General features: G+C 38.2%; 21 protein-coding genes. 18 read left to right on the forward strand and 3 right to left on the reverse strand.

Annotation, left to right across the window (positions count from 1 at the left end; translation table 11 throughout):
- Positions 1–10: 10 nt before the first annotated feature.
- From NFR27_RS04305 to nrdG, 14 genes are all read left to right on the forward strand, one after another.
- Positions 11–403, forward strand: a complete 393-nt coding sequence (locus NFR27_RS04305) for a class II SORL domain-containing protein (RefSeq protein WP_251441035.1) — start codon at positions 11–13, stop codon at positions 401–403.
- Positions 404–557: 154 nt separating this feature from the next.
- Positions 558–1,787, forward strand: coding sequence for an aspartate kinase (locus tag NFR27_RS04310; RefSeq protein WP_251441033.1), 1,230 nt, complete (start codon positions 558–560; stop codon positions 1,785–1,787).
- Positions 1,788–1,960: 173 nt separating this feature from the next.
- On the forward strand, positions 1,961–4,873 hold the full coding sequence (locus NFR27_RS04315) for an insulinase family protein (RefSeq protein ID WP_251454510.1): 2,913 nt from the start codon (positions 1,961–1,963) through the stop codon (positions 4,871–4,873).
- Between the two features lie 95 nt (positions 4,874–4,968).
- Positions 4,969–6,372 carry an MATE family efflux transporter gene (locus NFR27_RS04320; RefSeq protein WP_251454513.1) on the forward strand — a complete coding sequence of 468 codons (1,404 nt, stop codon included), beginning with the start codon at positions 4,969–4,971 and terminating at the stop codon, positions 6,370–6,372.
- A 130-nt stretch (positions 6,373–6,502) separates the two neighbouring features.
- The gene (locus NFR27_RS04325; protein WP_251441027.1) at positions 6,503–6,946 is read left to right on the forward strand and encodes a hypothetical protein; all 444 of its coding nucleotides are present in this window, start codon (positions 6,503–6,505) and stop codon (positions 6,944–6,946) included.
- A 46-nt stretch (positions 6,947–6,992) separates the two neighbouring features.
- Positions 6,993–8,171, forward strand: coding sequence for a hypothetical protein (locus NFR27_RS04330; protein ID WP_251454516.1), 1,179 nt, complete (start codon positions 6,993–6,995; stop codon positions 8,169–8,171).
- Between the two features lie 26 nt (positions 8,172–8,197).
- Complete coding sequence (locus NFR27_RS04335; RefSeq protein WP_251454519.1) at positions 8,198–9,742, forward strand: LptA/OstA family protein; 1,545 nt, start codon at positions 8,198–8,200, stop codon at positions 9,740–9,742.
- 128 nt (positions 9,743–9,870) lie between these two features.
- Positions 9,871–10,737, forward strand: a complete 867-nt coding sequence (gene galU, locus NFR27_RS04340; protein WP_251454522.1) for a UTP--glucose-1-phosphate uridylyltransferase GalU — start codon at positions 9,871–9,873, stop codon at positions 10,735–10,737.
- A gap of 158 nt (positions 10,738–10,895) precedes the next feature.
- The gene (locus NFR27_RS04345) at positions 10,896–11,435 is read left to right on the forward strand and encodes a hotdog family protein (RefSeq protein WP_251454526.1); all 540 of its coding nucleotides are present in this window, start codon (positions 10,896–10,898) and stop codon (positions 11,433–11,435) included.
- Between the two features lie 64 nt (positions 11,436–11,499).
- The gene (locus NFR27_RS04350; protein ID WP_251454530.1) at positions 11,500–12,024 is read left to right on the forward strand and encodes a biotin transporter BioY; all 525 of its coding nucleotides are present in this window, start codon (positions 11,500–11,502) and stop codon (positions 12,022–12,024) included.
- 29 nt (positions 12,025–12,053) lie between these two features.
- The gene (locus NFR27_RS04355; RefSeq protein WP_251454545.1) at positions 12,054–13,166 is read left to right on the forward strand and encodes a thiolase family protein; all 1,113 of its coding nucleotides are present in this window, start codon (positions 12,054–12,056) and stop codon (positions 13,164–13,166) included.
- A 50-nt stretch (positions 13,167–13,216) separates the two neighbouring features.
- Positions 13,217–14,545, forward strand: coding sequence for an AMP-binding protein (locus NFR27_RS04360; RefSeq protein WP_251454548.1), 1,329 nt, complete (start codon positions 13,217–13,219; stop codon positions 14,543–14,545).
- Positions 14,546–14,745: 200 nt separating this feature from the next.
- Positions 14,746–16,896 (forward strand): anaerobic ribonucleoside-triphosphate reductase, encoded by a 2,151-nt coding sequence (gene nrdD, locus NFR27_RS04365; RefSeq protein WP_251454551.1) that lies wholly within the window; start codon positions 14,746–14,748, stop codon positions 16,894–16,896.
- Between the two features lie 166 nt (positions 16,897–17,062).
- Entirely contained in the window at positions 17,063–17,560 is a 498-nt protein-coding gene (gene nrdG / locus NFR27_RS04370; RefSeq protein ID WP_251454554.1) for an anaerobic ribonucleoside-triphosphate reductase activating protein, read from the forward strand.
- 80 nt (positions 17,561–17,640) lie between these two features.
- Here the strand turns inward: nrdG and NFR27_RS04375 are convergent, their stop codons facing one another.
- Both NFR27_RS04375 and NFR27_RS04380 read right to left on the reverse strand, forming a co-directional pair.
- Positions 17,641–18,189 carry a gamma carbonic anhydrase family protein gene (locus tag NFR27_RS04375; protein WP_251441006.1) on the reverse strand — a complete coding sequence of 183 codons (549 nt, stop codon included), beginning with the start codon at positions 18,187–18,189 and terminating at the stop codon, positions 17,641–17,643.
- Positions 18,190–18,376: 187 nt separating this feature from the next.
- Positions 18,377–19,318, reverse strand: a complete 942-nt coding sequence (locus NFR27_RS04380; RefSeq protein ID WP_251441004.1) for a nitronate monooxygenase — start codon at positions 19,316–19,318, stop codon at positions 18,377–18,379.
- Positions 19,319–19,635: 317 nt separating this feature from the next.
- Between NFR27_RS04380 and NFR27_RS04385 the strand changes: the two genes are divergently transcribed.
- From NFR27_RS04385 to NFR27_RS04400, 4 genes are all read left to right on the forward strand, one after another.
- Entirely contained in the window at positions 19,636–19,770 is a 135-nt protein-coding gene (locus tag NFR27_RS04385; RefSeq protein ID WP_115309394.1) for a rubredoxin, read from the forward strand.
- A 227-nt stretch (positions 19,771–19,997) separates the two neighbouring features.
- On the forward strand, positions 19,998–20,516 hold the full coding sequence (locus NFR27_RS04390) for a YceD family protein (RefSeq protein ID WP_251441001.1): 519 nt from the start codon (positions 19,998–20,000) through the stop codon (positions 20,514–20,516).
- A 38-nt stretch (positions 20,517–20,554) separates the two neighbouring features.
- Complete coding sequence (gene rpmF / locus NFR27_RS04395; RefSeq protein ID WP_127058221.1) at positions 20,555–20,737, forward strand: 50S ribosomal protein L32; 183 nt, start codon at positions 20,555–20,557, stop codon at positions 20,735–20,737.
- A gap of 212 nt (positions 20,738–20,949) precedes the next feature.
- A complete protein-coding gene (locus NFR27_RS04400) occupies positions 20,950–22,086 on the forward strand; it encodes an acyl-CoA dehydrogenase family protein (RefSeq protein WP_251454557.1) in 1,137 nt (378 codons plus the stop codon).
- A 172-nt stretch (positions 22,087–22,258) separates the two neighbouring features.
- On the opposite strand, the gene NFR27_RS04405 is transcribed toward NFR27_RS04400, so the two are convergent.
- Positions 22,259–22,786: a DNA glycosylase gene (locus NFR27_RS04405; RefSeq protein WP_251454657.1), complete on the reverse strand. Its 528-nt coding sequence runs from the start codon at positions 22,784–22,786 to the stop codon at positions 22,259–22,261.
- Between the last annotated feature and the right edge of the window lie 248 nt (positions 22,787–23,034).

The raw sequence follows: 23,034 nt of genomic DNA on the forward strand, positions 1-23,034 counted from the left end.
GGTTATCACAATGGCATTAAGTAACTATGTAAAATCTGCAGACTTCAAAAATGAAAAACACGTTCCGGTAATTACAGCACCTGACACTGTAAAAGCTGGTGAAAAAGTAAAAATTGAATTAGAAGTAGGCAAAGATATTGCACATCCAAACACTACAGAACATCATATTTCTTGGATTAAATTATACTATGTAGAAGAAGGTACAACGCTTCCATTTGAAGTAGCTCGTCTTGAATTCAACGTACATGGTGAAGCAGCAGCTGGCGCTAACGAAGGTCCAGTATTTGCTGAAGCAGCTGGTGTTGTAGTAGCTTCCTTCAAAAAATCTGGTAAATTGATTGCTACTTCTTACTGCAATATCCATGGTTTATGGGAATCTGAAAAAGATATCGTAGTACAATAAGAAATCAAGCTTTTTTAAAGCTGGTTAATATTGTCTTACATAAAGCGCTGAGACTTTAGTCTTGGCGCTTTTTATGCTTTACAGATATAGCCTTTATATGATAGAGTATCTTTATATATTCTTATAGTTGTTTTAGAGATAAAGAGGGATTACAGTGGCCTTAATTGTTAAAAAATTCGGTGGCAGTTCTGTCGCTTCCCCGGAAAAAATTTACAATGTAGTAGATCGCGTATTACGTGATAAAAAAGAAGATGACCGCGTTGTGGTGGTTGTATCGGCCATGGGTGATACTACGGATGATTTAGTATCCTTAGCACGGGCTGTTACATCTAGACCATTTGGTCGTGAAATGGATCGTTTATTGTCTACTGGTGAACAGATTTCCATTGCCTTATTAGCGATGGCTTTTATGGAAAAAGGTCAACCTGCTGTATCTATGACAGGGGCACAGGCTGGTATTTTGAGTAGTGATAATCATGGCAAAGCTCGTATTTTAACGATTGATCCTAGCCGTGTATTTGCAGCGCTTGATGCAGGCAATATTGTGGTCGTAGCTGGTTTCCAAGGTATTACTGATTGTGGTGATATTACAACCTTAGGTCGTGGTGGCTCTGATACGACAGCGGTTGCATTGGCGGGGGCTATGCAGGCTGATGTGTGTGAGATTTTTACCGATGTAGAAGGTGTGTATTCTACGGACCCACGTATCGCACCGAATGCGATGAAATTAGATGAAATTACATATGGTGAGATGTTGGAAATGGCTCGCTTGGGGGCGGGTGTAATGCAACCTCGTGCCGTTGAAATGGGCAGTCGCTATGGCGTACCTATTCATGTGCGTTCCACATTTTGTGATAAAGAAGGTACCATTATTCGGGAGGATTATACCATGGAAGCAAATAAACATGTAATTCAAGGCGTGGCGGATGACACTAATGTAGCAAAAGTATCTCTTGTAGGGGTTAAAAATAAACCAGGTATTGCGCATCTTATTTTCCAAAGCTTGGCTGATAAAAATGTGGACGTAGACATGATTGTACAAAGCGTTCGTACAGTAGAAGATACAATTACTGATATTGTATTTACAATTACTTTGGATGATGTTGTAATGGCGCGCGAAGTGTTGGAATCTTTGAAGGCTGCTGGCGACATTGAAGATTTTGTTATTAATGAACAAATGGCTAAAGTATCAATCGTTGGGGCTGGTATGTTAGGTCAACCAGGCGTGGCAGCTCAGATGTTTGGCATTTTAAGTGAAGAAAATATTAATATTGAAATTATTAGTACTTCTGAAATTAGTATTACTTGCTTAATTGCAGAAGAACGAGTAAAAGATGCTATTCGTGCCATTCATGACAATTTAGTCATTGATAAACGTGGCTAAGAAGGGTTTCTTAAGTTAAGTAAGAACAGGCTTTTTCCCTCATAGGTGGGAGAAAGTCTGTTTTATTTTGAAAATATTCCTCAATTTTAGTATAATATACATTGTATACAGTTAATTATAAGGTTCGGGTATGTTATGTACCTGTGCTTTCTATGTAATAAAAGGAGTTTTTTATGAAACTAAATGAAATATATAGTGGTTTTAAAGTAGAGCGGGTGGAATCTGTTGCTGAATTAAGCAGCACAGCCTATTTAATGCATCATGAAAAATCAGGAGCTCGTTTGCTTTATATTGATGCTGAAGATACGAACAAAGTCTTTTCGATTGCCTTTCGCACACCGCCAAAAGATAGTACAGGGGTTGCCCATATTATGGAGCATTCTGTGTTATGTGGATCTCGTAAATTCCCATTAAAAGAGCCATTTGTAGAACTTGTAAAAGGATCTTTAAATACCTTTTTAAATGCTATGACGTATCCTGATAAGACAATGTATCCTGTGGCTAGTAAAAATGATAAGGACTTCCACAATTTGATGGATGTGTATTTGGATGCCGTTTTCTATCCACGGGTAGCTGAGGATAAGGAAATTGTAATGCAAGAAGGTTGGCATTATGAATTGGATTCAGCTGAAGATGAGTTGACATATAAAGGTGTTGTATACAATGAAATGAAGGGTGTATACTCTTCGCCTGATTCTATTTTAGAAACTCATATGATGGCTGAATTATTCCCAGATACGACTTATGGTGTAGATTCTGGTGGTAATCCTGATAACATTACAGATTTAACCTATGAAGGATTCCAAGCGTTTTATAAACAATATTATCATCCAGCGAATAGTTATATTTTCTTATATGGAACGATGGATATTGAAGAACAGTTACGTTTCATTGATGAAGAATATTTGCAAAACTTTGATGCAATTACTGTAGATTCTACCATTGCAGTACAAGCTCCATTTGAAAAAGGCAAAGTGGCGTCGTATCCTTATAGCATTGGCTCTGATGAAAATGAAGCAGGTAAGACAATGCATGCTTTGACGTATGTAATGCCTGAAATGACAGTGGCAGATAGTTTGGGCTTTGAAATTTTGACACATGCTTTATTAACATCACCAGCAGCACCGTTAAAAGAATTATTAGTAAAAGCTGGTGTAGGTAGTGACATTAGCGGTTATTATTTAGATAGCTTACGTCAGCCAATTTGGAATATTTCTGTTACTGGTTCTGAAATGAAGGAACAAAGTCGTTTACAGGAATTAGTAGAAGCAGAGTTGGCTCGTTTAGTTAAAGATGGTCTTGATACATCATTATTAGAAGCCTCTTTAAATATTACTGAATTTACTTTGCGAGAAGCTGATTTTGGTGGTCGTCCAATCGGGTTAGCTTATGGCATTCGCGTTATGGATCAATGGAATTATGATAAAGATCCAATTGAAGCCCTTCGCTACGAAGGCGCTTTAGCTACATTGCGTGAAGGCTTACATACTCGTTATTTTGAAGATTTAATCGAACGAGCATTATTACAAAATCAACATAAAGCTTTAGTGTCTATTTATCCTGAAAAAGGATTACAAGAGCAAAAAGAGAAGGCTGAAAAAGAAAAATTAGCAGCTATTAAGGCTAGCATGACAGCTGAAGAAATAAATGCGATTGTAGAGCAAACAAAAGCATTAAAAGCGCGTCAAGCGGCTCCTGATACTGAAGAAGCATTAGCCACGATTCCTCTTTTGGAATTAGATGACTTATCACCTGCTGTAGAACGAGTGGAACGTGAAGATAGTGTGTTAGGTGAGGCTAAGCTTCACTTTGTACCTGCTCAGGCTAAAGGTATCAACTATACTGCTTTTTATTTCCATTTGGATTGCTTAACTGAAACGGAACTATTTTACGCAAGTCTCTTAAGTGATATATTAGCCCGTGTTAATACCAAAGAACGGACCTATGATGCGATTGCTCAGGATATTAATATGAATTTAGGTGGTTTCAGTGCCAATATAGCAGCTTTAACTAAGTATAATGACCGTGATGGCTACACACCATTATTTATTGTTCGTGCTAAAGCTTTGCATGCTAAATTGCCTGAATTAGTTCGTATTATTTCTGAATTAGTCAGTCATAGTGAATATACAGATGTAAGTCGCTTAACAGAACTTGTGAAAGAGACTAAAGCGATTTGGGATACAGAAGCATTCCGTCGTGGCCATACTATCGTATCAAATCGTGTAACAGCACAGGTGACTGAAGTAGGAAAATTCCGTGATTTAGATAGTTTGGGCTATTTTGAACAACTAGCAACCTTGGTTGCTGATGAAGCTGCTTTACAAGCTTTGCCTGCTAAATTAGCAGCAGTAGCAGCAAAACTATTCCGTCCTTCTAATGTTGATATTTCCTTTGTAGGTGAAGCCCCTGAATTTGAACAATTTAAAGAATTATTAGAAACGGCTTTAACAACTTGGGCAGAGTGTTCTTATCCAAAGGGACAATTAAAAATCACAAAAGAGTATGTGAATGAAGGGATTGTTACCTCTGGGAAGGTGCAATATGTGGCTCAAGGTGGTAATTTCCGTGACCATGGCTTTACACCAAAGGGGGCTATGAAAGTATTGGAAACCATTCTTCGCTATGAATACTTGTGGACTCGTATTCGTGTGCAAGGTGGCGCTTATGGAGCATTTGCTAATTTCTATAATAATGGTAACTTTGTACTTTGTAGTTATCGTGATCCAAACTTGACTGAAACATTATCGGTTTATGAAGCGTTAAGCGAATATTTACAGACTTTTGAAATTTCAGATCGTGAAATGCGTAAATATATTATTGGTACTATGAGCACGTTAGATACGCCAATTACACCAGCTTTACGAGGTCCTCGTGCTATGAGTGAGTACTTTGGCGAAGGGACGCCAGAAGCAGCTGAACAGCTGCGTAAAGAAGTAATTGCTTGTCGTCAAGAGGATATTCGTAGTTTGGCAGATTTAGTCGGCGCTGTTATGAAGGATTCTCATATTAGTGTAATGGGGAACGAACAGAAGATTAAAAATGCTGGCTCTACATTTAGCCAAGTAATTTCCTTGCCACAATAAGGCAAGATATAAACACTCCTAAGCAGGGGATGATACCTTTGTTTAGGGGTGTTTTTTAGAAATTGCACAATATTATTTTACATAAGGAGTAGGTCATGTTATTGGGAATTAGAAGGTTCTTTGGGATAGATTATATTCTGCCTGTTGCAGCTCGGTTGGGGCCAGTACCAGCCACTAAGAGCATTTATAAGGAATATATTGATGTAGCTTGGCCTGCCACGATGCAAGGACTCTTGTTGCAGTTGATGACGGCGATTAATTTAGCTATGGTTGGCGCTTTAGGTGCTGATGCGTTAGCTGCTGTAGGGATTATGAGTCAGCCCTTGATGGTTATGCTTGTTTTTGTACGGTCGGCAGCTATCGCTATTACGGCTATCGTAGCACGTCGTAAAGGGGAAGAGAATTATGTAGCTATGAATTCAGTGCTAAAGCAAGGGGTTATATTGACGATATTATTTTATTTACCCTTGTTGGCTCTAAGCTACTATTTTTTACCGGCTATTTTATCTTTTGCTGGGGCTCAACCCTCCTATATTACTACCGCAGTTGGCTATGGTGAATTTATTGTTATTGGTCTTTTCTTTTCTGCGTTGTCGGTTATGATGGGGGCCGCTTTAATTGGTGTAGGTAATACAAGGATTATTTTTACATCGAACGCTATTGGCAATGTTCTTAATGTTTGCTTGAATTTTGCATTGATTTATGGCTGGGGGCCCATTCCTGCTTTAGGTGTAATAGGCTCTGGGATTGCTACGATGACTAGCTATATATTGATTTGCCTACTTTTGTGGCGAGCCATTCATACAAAGGATAAACATTTATCCTGGAAGCAAGGCAGTTGGCGATTTGATAAGGATATTTTACGATCCATATATTATATAGGTGGTAGTTCGTTAGGGGAGCAGGCTTTTGAGCGATTTGGGATGTTTGCTTATACTAAAATGGTTGCTTCTTTGGGCGTTGTGGCTTTAGCGACACATCATATTTGTATGAACCTCATTGATATTTTTTACTATTTTGCTATGGGTTTAAGTTATTCAGGTGCTTCTTATACGGGTCAGTCCTTAGGCAAGAAGCGGCCTGATTTAGCAATGGCTTATGGTAAAATAGGTATTCGCATTGCTTTATTTATTTCTATTGTAGGCTTGATTGTATATTTTGGTTTGCGTAATGTTGTATTTGATTTCTTTACTCAGGACCAAGGTGTATGGCAGTTGGGTTCACAAATCATGATTCTTATGGCGATAGCTAGCTTTCCTCAGGCTTTTCAATTAGTTTATTCTGGTGTTCTCAAAGGGGCCGGCGATAACTTTTATGTTATGAAGTATTCCTTGTTTGTGATTGCTATTTTCCGACCTATTATAACTTATTTGCTTTGCTTTACTTGGGGCTTTGGATTATATGGTGCTTGGATTGCCTTGTTAATTGACCAAAGCTTGCGGATGGTGTTTGCAGGTTGGCGTTTTCGTAGTGGTGTATGGCAGCATATAAAAATTTAGTGAAATTATTGATGAAAGCGTGTATTATAGGGAACTTTTCATACTCAAAAAGGACAAATTCTTTGATATATGATATAATCAGACTAGCATACGTAGTATTGTAAAGACTCGACAACAAGGAGGATGACATATGAAAAAGAAATTATTAGCAACTGTAATGGCAATGTCAATTGCCACTGGTGTATTTGCTGGTCCAGCACAGGCTTTTAGCCTTGGCAATTTTAACTTAGGTAGCGTCCTTAAAGTTGGTGGTGTAGGGATTTTAGTTGACCGCTTTGGTGGACAAATTAATGACTTTTTAAATAAAATTTTAAGCCAAAATAATTTGAGTACTACTTATACAACTAAGGTAGTACCAATTGTTAGTGTTGGTAATAATGGCTATATCGGGGCTGCGCAAGTAACAGGTCCTGCTTCTGAAGTGGAACGTGTTGAAGCGGTAGCACAGGTTGAAGCTAGTTTCAATGGTGTAGCCCGTGTCAAAGGGTTAGTGCCAATTGATAGCATGAATCCTGTGAATGCGTCTCGTATTCAAGGTGTAGGTGTATCTGCTATTATTGACTTGAAGATTTAATAGTTTAAGGGCGTAATGACCTTAGTCTCATATGGTTGGAGGATGTATGAAAAAACAAGTAGTCATGTTAGCTGTAGCCGCACTTTTTTCAAGTAATGTATGGGCAGCTCCTGAAACAGTATTAGAAAAAACAGATGCCTTAGAGAATACAGTATATGGCTCAACTCAGGTTGGGGCTTTGGTAGATCGGGTGCAACAAATTGGACAGACTGTATATGGTCGTACAGGTTCAGGTACACTTAACTCTCAAGTAGATTCATTATATGATTCTATTGAAGGCAATGTACGTGGTAAAGTGTCGGTAAATCAGCAATTATCTATGTTAGAATGGACCTATCAAAATAAAGTAGGCCGTGGTTCTTTAGTATCTCGTGTAGAGCAGTTGGAACGCAGTGTATCAGGGCGTATTGGAACAGGCTCTTTAGAAAGTCGGATTCAAGCGTTAGGTAAAACGATTAATGGGGCACCGCTTAAAGTAACAACCCAAATTGGCTCAGTAGCGAGTACAGAAGTATTTACTGTTACTTTGAATACGCCAATTAATACCGCTACAAGTAAGGTGGGCGATGTGTTTAGCTTTACAGTAGCTGAAGATATTATGGATGGTAATGTATTGTTGGTGCCAGCTGGCACTGTGGGGGAAGGGCATATTTCAGAATTGAAAAAAGCATCTTCCTTTGGTCGTAATGGTAAATTAGATTTAACATTTGATACAGTACCTGCTCTTGATGGCACTGATTTTGTAGCTATTCAAGGGGAAGAGGCGAAAGCTAAGACTAAGCAAGAATTAAAAGCGGCAGGCGCTTCTGTAGCTGGTGCTGTATTACTAGGGCCTGTAGGTTTAGTAGGGGGCTTCTTTGTTAAAGGGAAAAATATTGATTTACCAGAAGGAGCTACTATTTATGTACAGCCACAGGAAATGGTTACCGTACAAGGTGTTGTTGTTGGTGGTGATGGGCAAGCGCATACAGCTAGTGAAGCTGTAACTCAGGATTCTTATGATGATTATGCCTTAGGTGATGCGTCTGAGCCTGTTACATTAGTACCTGCTAATGATAGTAGTGTTGAAGACACTGATGAATCAGAAGAAACAATAGCTGATGATAATGAAGATGTGGTAGAAGAGGCTGATACAGAGGTGGCTGAAGAAGACACTGTAGAGGAAGAACCTAGTCAGACAAATGACGCTCCTTCGCAACCTATCGTGGTTGTGAAACGAAACTAATCCAATGAAAATGAGGTAAGTAGAAGATGGTAATGAAGAAGGCTAGGTATGCATTAAGTGCCGCTTTAGTCGTTATGCCTTTGTTGTCAGTGGAAGCGGCTGATAATAAAGGATTGATTTATGAAAATACACAAGATATTGCCTATGATTCAGATCCTGTAAGCATAGCAACTATGAATGAGTCAGATGGAGTCCTTATACGTGTTGTTCGCCGTGGTAAACCAGTTGCGATTGTTGATAATAGCTCACAACCAGTTAAGGTAGATGCAGATAGCATGTATTATAGTGGTGCTACTGGAAATGTAGTGGCTGTAGGTAAAGTAGATGCTATTCAAGGAACTCAAGAAATTCATAGTGAAAAGCTATTGGGGAATACAAAATCACAGGAATATACAACCGATGGAGAATTTCACTTTCTAGAGAATAAAGGGGCTACTAAAGATTTACGAGGTACTAATTTAGTGTATAACAGTGGTACCAATGCTATGTCAGCACCTAATGTAATTGGTTATGTTGAACCCTATTACGTAAAAGCTGATAAAGTTGAATATAATGGTCAAGAAGGGTTAATCACTAAAGGTTGGTTAACAACTAAACATGCTATGGCCTATAAAGGGGTACCTGACTATCGCATCGAAGGGAGCACAATTGAAGTGTATCCTGGTGATAAAGCGATTATTCACGATGCGAAGCTATTTATCAAAAATGGTAAAATCTTAAGTATGCCTAAGTATGTAGTATCTTTACGTAGTGATCGTGACGGTGAATTTAACTTATTTTCTTTAATTCCACGTCCAACTTATAATAGTGATGATGGGTTTGGCTTAAAAGGAAGCATTCAATATCCAATCGGTGATAATGGTGAATTATTTCTTAAATATCAATGGATGACAAAAGAGGGTTTCAAACCAAGCTTTGGTTACCGAGAATATTTACCTTGGGGCGTTGCTACCTTTGGTGTAAGTCGTGAATCATCTAAATTAAATGCCCGTACTGTTTGGGTTGAAAAGCGTCCAGAATTGTCTGTATATACTAATCAATATCATATTGGTAAGACTCCATTTACGATTCGTGGTGGCGGTAATATAGGTTATTGGAAAGAAGACCGTATTAAGGGTAGTCATGCTATGTTCTTTGGTGAGGTTAGTCATGATCGTATAAAACTATCAAAAAATGCAGGTATACGTTTTTATGGTGGTTATCAACGCGATTATTATGGTTATAATGATCACATTCGAAGCATGCCGTATTGGGGCGTTACATCTAGCTGGAAATTAAATTCAAGAGTGACAGCTTTTACTAGTTATCGTCAAAATAATATGGACCGTCGTAATAATTCACCCTATCGATTTGACCGTGAGGAGTTAAATCGAGATTGGACAATTGGTGCGTCGATTAGATTAACTCGCTTAGATACATTTACGATTACAACGAAACGAGATGTAGAGAATGGCGATTTACGTTATGTTGATTACACTTGGCATCGTGATATGCACTCCTTTGAAGGGTGGCTTACATATCAATCGAAACAAAAGAAATGGTCGTATACAGTAGTAGCTAAAGACTTTTAGTCTTAAGTATCTCACTTTTTGGTTTATATCATGTTTTGTTGTTGTCAATTGAAGGTTGCTTAGAAGAAGGGAATTCCCTTCTTCTAAGCCTTTACTTTTTGTAATACGTATTGGAAAAGAGGTTAGTTATGGGTAAGGTACGTAAAGCCGTTATTCCAGCTGCTGGTTTTGGTACACGCTTTTTACCAGCAACAAAAGCACAACCTAAAGAAATGTTACCTATTGTTGATACCCCAGCTATTCAATATATCATTGAAGAAGCGTTAGCATCGGGCATTGAAGAAATATTGATTATTACGGGGCGTAATAAACGGGCTATCGAAGATCACTTTGATACTAGTGTTGAATTAGAACAATTATTACAACAACAGGGAAAGCAGAAACAACTTGATATGGTACGCGCTTTAGCAGATATTCGCGTTCATTTTATCCGCCAAAAGGCTCCGCGTGGATTAGGGGATGCTATTTTATGTGCCAAAGCGTTTGTTGGTAATGAGCCGTTTGCTGTTTTATTAGGTGATGATGTAGTATATAACCCGGACTATCCTTGTTTGAAACAATTGATAGATTGTTATGAAACAATGGGCGGTTCTGTTTTAGGCACTCAAAGGGTACCAGCTGATAAAGTGAGTTCGTATGGCATTGTGGCAGGTCATGAAGTTAAGCCTAATGTTTATAAAGTCGATGGCTTAGTAGAAAAGCCTAGTCGTGATTTGGCACCTTCTAATTTAGCTGTTTTAGGTCGTTATATTTTAGCACCAGAGATTTTTGAAGTGCTAGAAAAAACACCACTAGGAGCTGGTCATGAATTACAACTAACGGACGGTTTGGCTCGATTAGACAGTGATGTGTTTGCTTTAGCTTATGAAGGCCGTCGCTATGATATTGGTGATCGTTTAGGCTATTTGCAAGCTACTGTAGAATATGGTTTGCGCGCTGATATGCTTAAGGATCAATTTAAATTGTATTTAAAAGAGTTAGTAGAAACCTTATAATAGTTTGATTTAGTTTTTAGAAGCTGATTTGCAAGACTTCAAAAGGAGTTTATAGCAAATCAGCTTTTTATTGTTAACACTATTTGTCTTGATAGTTGACGAATTAGCATGAATTATATATAATTTGAAAGAGATTAGCGATAAAAGGAGGCGAAGCGATGCGTGAATTGTTTAGCGCCCTTATTGAGGTTAATACGGGCTTGCCACGGACAATGGTGATTGCTCAGTTACATTGGCGACGCTTAGCTGAGTCTGCTCAATATGAAGCTATAAGGCAAAAAGGAAAGTGGTATGAAACGACCATCGCTCGGGGTAACCAAGAGTTAACAGCTCGTTTAAAGGAAGTAGAATCTACTCATTTGTCTATAAAGCCTAAAAAGCTACCGCTGTCTGTAACAATACCTATGACGGTGGTACCTTGGCATAGATTTTCTCGTTCTGAGATTATAGAATTTGTTACTGCTGTAAAAGATGGTAATCCCATTCATCAACAAATACAGGCTGTTGTGCCAGGTTGTTTAGTGTTAGAAATGCTTGAAAAATATATTACCCATGATCTAAATGATTTAGCACAATCAATTTCAGTTCGTTTTCGACGACCTACATTTGAAGATGAGTTAGTATCTGTTACTTGTGAGGGTAGTACGATTCAGGGATATACCGCTGAAAAGGCTGTTTTTACTTGCACTTGGACATGAGGTCCGTTTTGTTTTATTATTAATTGTAGTATTGGTATTATTTTATATATTGAGGTGTGTTTTTATGTCAGATACTCGTAAATTAACAAAAATGGCGTTATTAATAGCTTTATGTTGTGTGTCCGCTTATATTTCCTTTCCATTGCCTTTTACGCCGGCTATGGTAACCGCATCAACTTTAGTATTTTGTTTGATTGCTTTTATGTTGCCACCTAAAGAAACTTTTATTGATCTTTGTGTGTACATTTTAATTGGGGCTGTTGGTTTACCTGTATTTGCTGGGGGTATTGGTGGTTTAGGGAAAATTTTAGGACCTACAGGTGGTTTTATTTGGAGCTATCCGATTGCTTATACTTTGCTTAGTATTTGTAAAGGTAAAAAGCCATCCTTTCTGACTTATTTTTGGCGTTCCGTTGTCATTACAATTCCTATTACTTATATTTTTGGTATGATTGGTGGTATGATTGTTACAGGTATTAATTTTGAAGCAGCGCTAGTAGGTTATGCGTTACCATTTATTCCTGGCGATATTATGAAATGTGCTATGGCAGCATGGTTAGGTACAAAAGCAGCAAAATTGAATATTTAAGAAGACAATGTATTTAGTGGAGGATTGAAATGCAAAATCAAATGCTGTCTTCTGTGTATATAATGGGCGGCCTTAGGACGCCCATTGGTTCATATAAGGGCCAATTTAAACACATAAGACCTGAACAATTAGGGGCTCGCTTGTTAGATGCTTTACATGAACGCTATGCTTCCGTAGACGAGATTATCTGTGGTAATGCAGTAGGCACGGGTGGTAATATAGGCCGTTTGACAGCTTTATATTCGGCGTATGGGAAATCGGTACCGGCTTATACAGTTGACATGCAATGTGCCAGTGCTGGAGCTGCTATTATACAAGGTTATCGGGCGATTTGTAGTAAGATGGCAAATACTGTAATTGCTGGTGGGGTAGAAAGTAGTTCTTTACAACCACTGCGAACTTATGCGTCTGATGATGAACGACAAGGGTCATATATGGTCGCGCAGTTTTCACCTCATGAAAATGATGCATTAGCTATGTTGCAAGGAGCAGAGCGAACAGCCCAAAAATATGATGTGAAGAAAGAAGAACTCGATTATTGGAGCTTGCGTAGTCATCGTTTGGCTGTTAAAGCTCGTGAAGAAGGTATTGTAAGCCCTTATACTTTGGATATGGGGGCAGGGTATAAAGATGAAAGTATTAAACCACGCTTACAGCAAAAGATTTTAGATCGTATGAAGCCTATTTTAGGTGAAGGAACAGTTACTACTGCTGGAAATGCTTGTTATACTCATGATGGGGCCGCTTTTGTTGTTTTAAGTGAAGAGCCAGGACCATTTCGGATTGTAGGCGCGTTGCAATATGGTGGGGATCCACTATATAGTCCTGAAGGAGCTTGGCAAGCTACGGAACAATTATTAGAACGCACTGGTTTAAGAATGGCCGATTTAGATGCAATTGAGTGGAATGAGGCGTTTGCTGTTATTGATGTGCTATTTGCTCGCATGTATGGTGCATATGAAGAACAATACAATCAGTTAGGTGGCGCCTTGGCCTATGGACATCCTTTTGGTTGTTCAGGTGCTATTATATTACTTCATACGATGGCAGCCTTAGAGTATCGTCAGGGGCGTTATGGTATTTGTGCCATTGCTGGGGCTGGTGGCATGGGGACAGCTATACTGATTGAGCGCCTAGCATAGGTGTGCTATTGATTTAATATATCTATATAGAAGATATAAGGTGATTGTATATGAATGATTTATTACAGCGATTAGCTAGCTATAATGAAACACAAGGCTCTAAAGAAGCTATTGTTATAGATTCAACTGTTTATACATATAGTGATTTATGGCAAGCTGTTTTGATGGATACTACTGAGTCTAAAGAGATACCGCTAACTACTAAAAAAGCGGGTGCTGTTGAAAAGGGGTTAGCTAGAACAATTCAAAGTAATGATGTATGGTTACAGTTAACGCAATGGTTACAAGGTCTACTCAAGGGGTATAAACCTATTTTATGTCATCCTGATTTAGAGGCAGCTAGAATAGCTTTATTGGAAAAAACGTATTTACAAGGCCAAACAATTCCAAGTGGAGCTGACTTTGGGGTTTTGTCTTCTGGCACAACGGGATTGCCTAAAGTATTATGGCGCTCTTTAAGCAGTTGGCTAGATTTTTTTGAGGGGCAAAATAAAATTTTTAAAGTTGATAATAAAACTGTGTTATTTTGCCAAGGTAGTTTGAGTTTTACTGGCAACTTAAATAGTTTACTCAGTGTGCTCTATGAAGGTGGTACAATTATTACCTCAGCTCATATGTCACCGCGGACTTGGGTACAGTTATGTGAGCAATGGAAAGTGACACATTGGTATTTATTACCCACAAAGCTTCGTTTGATTGTCACTATGTTACAGAATGCGTTGCCAACCTTGCAACTAATTTTTACTGGGTCTCAAACATTAGATCATAAATTATTAAACCAATTACAACAGAAACAACCTCATACGGCGTTTATTTTATATTATGGAGCTAGTGAGCTAAATTATATTACGTATTGTACAGCTGAGGAATGGTTGGCAGAACCAAATACAGTGGGCTATCCATTTCCAGGAGTTACGGTTACTCTTGATGAAACGGGGTTAATATATGTGGATACACCATATGGTATTGAAGCTATTAAATTGCCGTATTCAGTAGGTGATGAAGGAGCTTGGAGTGAATCGGGACGCCTTTTATTTAAGGGGCGCCGCAGTGCGATGATAAATAGAGGGGGCTATAAATTATCTATTCCTTATGTGGAGGGAAAATTACTAGATATAGAGGGCATTATGGATGGTGCCGTTATTGGTGTGCCTGATGAGTTACGTGGTGAACAGCCGATTGCTTTTTTAGTTCACAATAAAACAAGAGCGATACAAGATATAGTAGCTGACATTGCTATGCATTTTACGTCTAAGGAACGGCCGAAGGCGATTATTTGGCTTGAACACTTGCCATTGACGGCTTGTTCTAAGGTAGATACTAAACAATTACGAAGCATATATGAGACTTCTGCAGGCAAGCATGATAATAATATATAGTATTATTTGTTGAAATAAACTACAAGATATTGTATAATAAGCAGGAACCGAACAACTGGTAGCCGTTTACGGTACCAGTTGTTTATATGTATAGGCAAATGCTTCATATAGGAAATTGATGGCCAGAGGGTCATAAAAACAATTCGTTTATGTTTATTTTTATATACTATATTTTGTAGCAACCATAGGGAGGCCTTGTCGTGTTAGAGGTAATTAAGCGGGATGGACAAAAAGTTTCATTCGATAAGTCGAAAATTGTAATTGCCATAGAAAAAGCCATGAATAGTAGTACTGGTTTGTATGAAGCGGGTTTAGCGAATCGCATTGCTAATGAAATTGAAGAATATGCTCATAAGATTGGGAAAACCTTGACTATTTATGCCATTGAAGATCAAGTGTATTACAAACTATTAGAATATAATAATCCAGCCACTGCACGAGCCTATGAAAACTACAAGGCTGTTCAAAGCTTTAAGCGTAAAGAAAATACGACGGATAAAGATGTATTTGGTTTGCTAGATCGTAGTAATGTTGCCTTGTTAGATGAGAACTCCAATAAAGATGCAGCGATTGTGTCTACACAGCGTGATTTAATTGCTGGGGAAGTGAGTAAGGATATTGCTCGGCGTAAATTAATTCCAGCTGATATTGTACAGGCTCATGATAGTGGGGCCATCCATTTTCATGACATGGATTATATTATTCAGCCTATGTTTAACTGTTGCTTAATTAATTTAAATGATATGTTAACTAATGGTACTGTTATTAATGGTAAGAAAATTGATACTCCTAAATCTTTCCAAGTAGCATGTACAGTGACAACTCAAATTATTGCACAAGTAGCTTCTGGGCAATATGGTGGTCAAAGCATTAATGGCATTGATCGTATTTTAGCGCCTTTTGTGCGTAAGTCATATGATAAGATTTTAGCGAATGTCTTAGAAGAGCAAGTTGAAATCTATGGTATGAAACCAAATATGGAAAAAGCGGAAGAAATTGCATGGAAACGAACTCGTAAAGAAGTTAAAGATGGTATTCAAACGATTCAGTACCAAATTAATACGCTTATGACAACAAACGGGCAGGCACCTTTTGTTACTTTATTTATGCATTTTGACCCTAATAGTGAATATGCCAAAGAAGCAGCGCTTATTGATGAAGAGATTTTAAAACAGCGCATTATGGGCGTTAAAAACGAAGCCAATGTATATATTACGCCAGCATTTCCTAAATTAATCTATGTGTTGGATGAGCATAATGTACATCCTGATTCACCATATTATTATTTAACTGAATTAGCGGCTCAATGTACAGCTAAACGGATGTATCCAGATTATATTTCTGCTAAGAAAATGAAAGAAATTTATGAAGGCAATGTATTTAGTCCTATGGGTTGTCGTGCCTTTTTATCACCATGGAAAAATGAAGCTGGTGAATATGTATTTGATGGCCGCTTTAATATGGGCGTAGTGAGTTTAAATTTACCTCAAATTGGTATTTTAGCGCGCCATAGTGAAGAGCGTTTCTTTGAAATTTTAGATAAACGCCTTGACTTAGTAGAGAAAGCCTTGTTATTACGCTATGAATTGTTAAAGAATGTAACCAGTGATGTGTCTCCAATTCATTGGCAACATGGAGCTATTGCACGCCTTAAGAAAGGTGAGTCCATTAGTCAGTTCTTAACTGGTGGTTATGCTACTATTTCCATGGGCTATATTGGTATGTATGAAGCAACGAAGTTAATTACTGGTGAGTCCAATACGGGTGAAAAAGGGCGTGTATTTGCCATGAAAGTAATGGATCGTTTAAATGAAGCCATTGAAACTTGGAAACAGCGCCATAATATGGGCTTTGCTTTATATGGTACCCCAGCTGAAAGCTTGACGAATCGTTTCAGCTCTTTAGACCGAGCACGGTTTGGTGAAATTGAAGACATTACGGACAAGGGCTATTATACGAACAGCTATCATGTAAATGTACGGGAAGAAATCAATGTATTTGATAAATTCTCCTTTGAGTCAGAATTCCAGAAAAAGTCAACTGGTGGTTGTATTTCCTATGCTGAAATTCCTAATATGACAAATAATATTCCAGCTGTATTAACTATGATGCAGTATATTTATGATAATATTTCGTATGCAGAATTTAATACGAAATCTGATTATTGTCATGTTTGTGGCTTTGATGGAGAAATCAAAGTAAATGACCATAATGATTGGGAATGCCCACGTTGCCATAATACAGATCGTGATAAATTAACTGTTATTCGTCGGACTTGTGGTTATTTAGGCGAAAATTTCTGGAATGAAGGGCGCACAAAAGAAATTAAAGATCGGGTTATGCATATCTAAGTGTATCAATGCTTATTTAGCGTTTAGGTATAGCTTAGCATTTACTTAAAAATTGTATTAAATACAGGTCATGTCGCTGGCATGACCTGTTCGTTTCAGTAAATAATTTATACGGATAATGGCACGCATATAATAATGAGGTAACAGTAGAGGAGGCGAACCAGTAATGAATTATGGACAAATTCGAAAATACGATATTGCCAATGGCAATGGGATTCGCACGTCTATTTTTGTTACAGGCTGCACGCATAAGTGCTTTAATTGTTTTAATGAAGAATATCAAAATCCAAAGGCTGGTTCTGTTTGGACCGATAAGGAAACTGAAGAGGTTATACGTTATGTAAGTGACCCTAATGTGGCAGGCTTAACTTTATTGGGAGGCGAACCATTTCAAAATGTAGATGGCTTATTGCCTGTAGTGACTAAAGTGCGTCAAATTGTACCGCATAAGGATATATGGGCTTATTCCGGTTATACATGGGATGAGATTGTAGAATGTCCTAATAAGCGGGCGTTGTTGGCACAATGTGATGTGTTGGTAGATGGAAAATTTGTTGATGCATTGCGAGATCCTAGTTTACGTTTTCGAGGCTCGAAGAATCAACGCATTATTGATATTAAAGAAAGTTTAGCTACCGGCGAGGTAGTGCTTGCTATGGTTTGAGAAATTTAATAGATTTTGTTTTATACTAAAAAAGAGCTAGCAACAAATATTGTTGCTAGCTCTTTGTCGTAGTAGAACTATTAGACTATTTTAGCCCCTTCTTTATACATTTCACCGCCTGCATTTGGCAATAAACCGTATTTTTCAGTCCAAAGATTTTTGTACTTTAAGGCCTGATTATGAATGCGATCAATTTGAGATTCGTCAGTACGAATTACTTTGGCAGGGCAACCTACCACTAAAGAGTAAGGCGGAATCGTTGTATTTTCTAATACAACAGCACCGGCTGCAATGATTGAGCCAGTACCGATATGGCAGCCACTTAAAACAATGGCACCCATGCCAACTAGTACATTATCTTCTAAGGTAGAAGCGTGAACGATAGCACCGTGACCAATGGTTACATAATCGCCGAGAATACATGCTTTATCGTCGTCAACATGAAGGACTGAATTATCTTGTACATTGGTATAACGACCTACGACAATTTTATTTACGTCGCCACGAGCCGCCACATTCTGCCAAAGGGAGGCAAATTCTTTAAGCTCCACATCACCAGCAATTTCAGCACCTGGCATAAGACAGCTTTTTGGATCAAGTTTAGGGTATTTTCCGTTAAATGGTAACATAATGATCACTCCTAATTAAGTAAATTTATTATATTAAAAGTATAAATACTTAATTTTTAGTATACATCAGATTGTTATATTTGACAAAGAGAGGCAATACTAGGATTGCCTCTGTGTATGGTTCTATGCATTTGATTTAATGGTTATAAGTAAGGTCATAAATCAGCTAGCATAGGGGACTAAGGTATTATAAAAAGCGTTGAGCCCCTTTAATAGCTTCTTTAGCTTCGGCAATAACAGATTCTACAATAGCGCTAGCTGGTTCTACTTTAGTTAATCGATTCAAACTTTGACCACATTGTACCGCACCATTTACGATGTCCCCTTCAACGGCTGCTTTACGATTAGTACCTACAGACATAGCTGTTAATGTTTCTTTATCAGTGCAGCTAAATTCAGCAGCTAAGTATTTTTCTGTGAATTCGTTTTTTAAGGAACGAACACCACCATGACCGCTAGTTAAACCAGTTACTGCAGAATCAGTGTCAGTTGCTTTAATAATAGCGTCTTTACAATTTTGATGCATTTGGCATTCTTCAGCTAGGATAAAACGAGAGCCCATTTGTACGCCTTCAGCCCCCATTGTTAATGCTGCTGCTAAGGCACGGCCATCGGCAATACCACCAGCAATAATCACAGGAATATCAATTTCTGGAAGTACGTTTTCCATTAACGCCATCGTTGTTTGCGTACCAATATGACCACCCGCTTCTTGGCCTTCTACGATAAGAGCATCAGCACCTGCAGCGGCAACGCGTTTAGCTAGTTTAACATTTGGTACAACAGGAATTACTTTAATTCCTACAGCATGCATAGGTTCGATGAATGGTACTGGATTACCAGCGCCTAATGTTACAAAGGCAGGTTTTTCTTCTTTAATAACTTCTACAAGCTCGTCAATATTTTTTGCCATAAGCATTAAATTAACACCAAAAGGCTTAGTAGTTAATGCTTTGGCAGCTCGGATTTCTTGACGCACCCATTCTGCATCGCGACCACCAGTAGCAATTACACCAGTAGCACCAGCATTAGCTACGGCAGCAGCTAATTTATGTTCTGAGGTCCAAGCCATAGCACCTTGGATAATCGGATATTCAATACCGAGGAGTTCTGTAAATTTTGTTTTCATGTAATACCTCCTATAAAACTATTATTATGTAATGTTATGAAATCAGAATTAAAAAGAAGTAATTGAAAATGAATATTACTTCTTTTACTAATTATAAAGGTATTTGCAAAAAAAATATAGGGGAAGTTTGAAAAACGCCTTACTAATTTATAAAATTTAATTTTGTAAAATGTATTAAAAGCCTTGTAGAATCTAATAAATTAGAGGGTTCATAAAATTTTGAAAAAGATAAAAAAAATATTGAACATAATCGATATTTATGATACACTATGACTGTAGATACAGTGTCTATTTTATAATGAAAGGAGGCGCAAGTGATGGAAAAATACGTATGTGTAGTATGCGGTTGGATCTATGACGAAGCTGTAGAAGGTGTTAAATTCGCTGATCAACCAGATGATTATGTTTGCCCAATTTGTGGCGTAGGTAAAGATCAATTCGAAAAAATGTAATTGATTGTAATCTAAATCATGAACTAAAAATATAGAAGCCTCCTGTAAAGGGGGCTTTTCTCATCATATGGCTATATGGAATCGCCAGGTAGTCTTATGAATTAATAAATTTGTTTGAGCCAATTCAAAGAGTTGTTGATTTTTCTAAGAAAATCAACTAAGAATTGTAGAGAACAGTTTGACAAAGATAGGTTAGATAGCTATAATATTATAGTCGAGGTAAAATTATGAAACTGCAAGTAGAGCAAGCAAAAGAACACATAGGAAAGTCTTTTCCTTTTCAATTTACTGAACCAGCTACTCAGTTAGGGGATGTAACTGCTTTTCCTTGGAGCCGTCATGATATAACCATTAGTGGTGATTTTCGTTACGATGGACAGAATTTCATCGTAGAAGGAACCGTAACAACCAATGGTGATTATGAGTGCACTCGTTGTTTATGCGAGGTTGCTTATTCACAAACAACGCCATTTAATGAAACCTTTGGGGTCCTCAAGGAATGGGACGATGTTGAGGCGTCAGAGGTTGTTCCTTTTGATGGTGAGACCATTGATTTAACGGATCTCATTCGGGATACATTAATCATCAATGAGCCATCTCAAGTGTTATGTCAGGATGATTGCAAAGGATTGTGCGTTCATTGCGGAGCAAATAAAAATGTTTCACCTTGTTCTTGTGAATCCTTTGTAGTGGATCCTCGATTGGCGGTGCTTCGTACACTGCTCGATGAAAAAGATGATGATTAATTAGAAGTCCCAGTGATTATGTTAAGGAGGTGCAGATAATGGCAGTACCAAAGCGTAGATTGTCCAAATGTCGTCGCGACCGTCGTCGTGCGAACTGGAAATTAACTGTTCCAGGTTTTGTAGCTTGTCCGCAATGCCACGAACCTATGATGCCTCATCGGGTTTGCCCTACATGCGGTCATTATAAAGGAACTCAGGTTGTAAATAAGATCGCTGAATAAGACCTGCTGAGCTAATGAATAGCTCTACTATAAAAGCGTGGATATCCAATGGATATCCACGCTTTTGTCGTTTAATATAGGCTTGTTATTGCTGTTAAATGTAGATAGACGGTATTACTGGTTTGTGTTATAGTAGCGGTAACAAGAAGTTTTACATGTATTCCATATCTTTTAGCTAATAGGTATATAATCCTTAAAGGGAGGTTTATCTCATGATTCCATTGACTGAAGCACAGACTAGTTGGCAGGCAAAAGTTAGACAGTTTTGTTTGGAAAAGGTAGAACCGACTGTCATTGAACGGGATAAAGCACAAATTTTTGATTGCTCTTTAGTGAAGGCGGTGTTAGAGTTAGGGCTAACCCGTATTTATTGGCCTACTATATACGGTGGTTTAGACGAAGAATTTATGAACTATGCTGTGGCGCTGAAAGAATTGGCTAAATATGATGATGGCTTAGCCATTACTGTATCGGTCTGCGTAGGCCTGTGTTGTGAACCCCTTGCTCGATTTGGAACAGAGGCACAAAAAGAACAGTTTTTAAAGCCTTTAGTAGCTGGTCAAGCGATAGGTGCCTTTGCTTTGACAGAAAAAGAAGCCGGGACGGATGCGAGTGGTGTACAGACGAAGGCTGAACGTGCTGGTGATGAATATATTTTAAATGGTGAAAAAGTATATATTACGAATGCTGGCGAAGCAGACATATACATTGTGTTTGCCATGACTCGGCCTGAGGATGGTGCAAAAGGAATGTCCGCCTTTATTGTAACTAAAGATATGGCTGGCTTTACTGTTGGCCCTAGAGATTCTATGATGGGCCTACATACTTCAACTTGTGGTAGTTTACATTTTAATAATGTAAGAGTACCAGCCGCTAATTTATTAGGAAGTGAAGGGGACGGTTTTAAAATTGCTATGACGACTTTGGATAGTAGTCGGATTGGAGTTGCGGCACAAGCTACTGGTTTGGCGGAGGCTGCTTTAGCGAAGTCCATTGCGTATACTAAAGAGCGCGTGCAGTTTGGTAAACCTTTGAGTAAATTTCAAAATACACAATTTCAGTTAGCGGAGATGGCGATTCAAGTAGAGGCCGCTAATGTAATGTTGTATAATGTGGGGCAAGATAAAACGGCTGGACGACCATATACCGTATCTGCTTCTATGGCTAAAAAGTTCTGTTCTGATGTAGCCATGGAGGTAACCACAAAAGCTGTGCAATTATTTGGTGGCTATGGTTATTGTGAAGATTATCCAGTAGCTCGTTTAATGCGCAATGCTAAAGTGACTCAGATCTATGAAGGGACCAATGAGGCCCAACAAATGGTAATTGGTGGTGCTTTATTACGCTAATTCTTATGGCGTAATGGTGACACATACTTGTACAGTAAATTTTATAGCGCTTAAGGCTGTAAAAGAGTAGTCAATTTTATAGCAGTTACATTTATATAAAAATTAAAACCGTCTTAGTGTATGCTCGTTAATATTTACGTAGTTAACGGATAAAACTAAGACGGTTTTTAGTTTATAGTAAGCCTACTGATTGAAAAAACTTAGCATAGGCATCTGCTTTTTTAGTTAGGCTTAGAGGATACGCTCTAGAAGTAGATGGTAGCCTAGTAAGCTTAATATGGCGGGTACCAAATTGGAGTTCAATTGTTTCGCCTGTTTTAGGTGATTTTACTTTGTTGTCAGCCAAGCTAAGTAGTACCTCTGTTGCTTTGCCGCCAGTGGTGCCGATATATTGACAATGAGGTATTTGCGCTAATACTTCATGAATATGAACGGGATCTACTACTGTTAAAAAGGCATCTGAGGCATTGCCGCGCTCACGAATAGCTTGCCACACCGTTGGGCAAGAAGCAATACCTTTTTCTGTAAGAAAGGATTTAATTTTATCAGCATCGAAGGCTTTGGCATCACCAGCTCTAAAATAATCTTTATCATTGAAGAAGACTAATCCATAGACCCGCCACATATCATTTTGGAAATTAGGATAGTGGAATTGCATAGCTCGTTTATCGGCGGCTGGTGGGAAGGTACCCATACACATAACAGTTGCTTGTGGTGGTAGAAATGGGGGAAATGGAAGGGACTCTACAGGCTGATTGGTTATATGGTCTATTTTATTGGCTGATTTTGCATTAGATTGTTTCGTATGTTTGGTTGTAGTTGCATTCATAATAAAACCCCTCTTTATGATACTTACTGATAGTAGTTTGCTGTTGAGCTAGTTACTATATAAAGTATAACATATAAGAGGGGTTCTTCTGTTGCGTAGAACACATATTAATGATAGCG

Origin of the sequence: Veillonella intestinalis (assembly GCF_943192895.1) — a bacterium.
Taxonomy (GTDB): domain Bacteria; phylum Bacillota; class Negativicutes; order Veillonellales; family Veillonellaceae; genus Veillonella_A; species Veillonella_A intestinalis.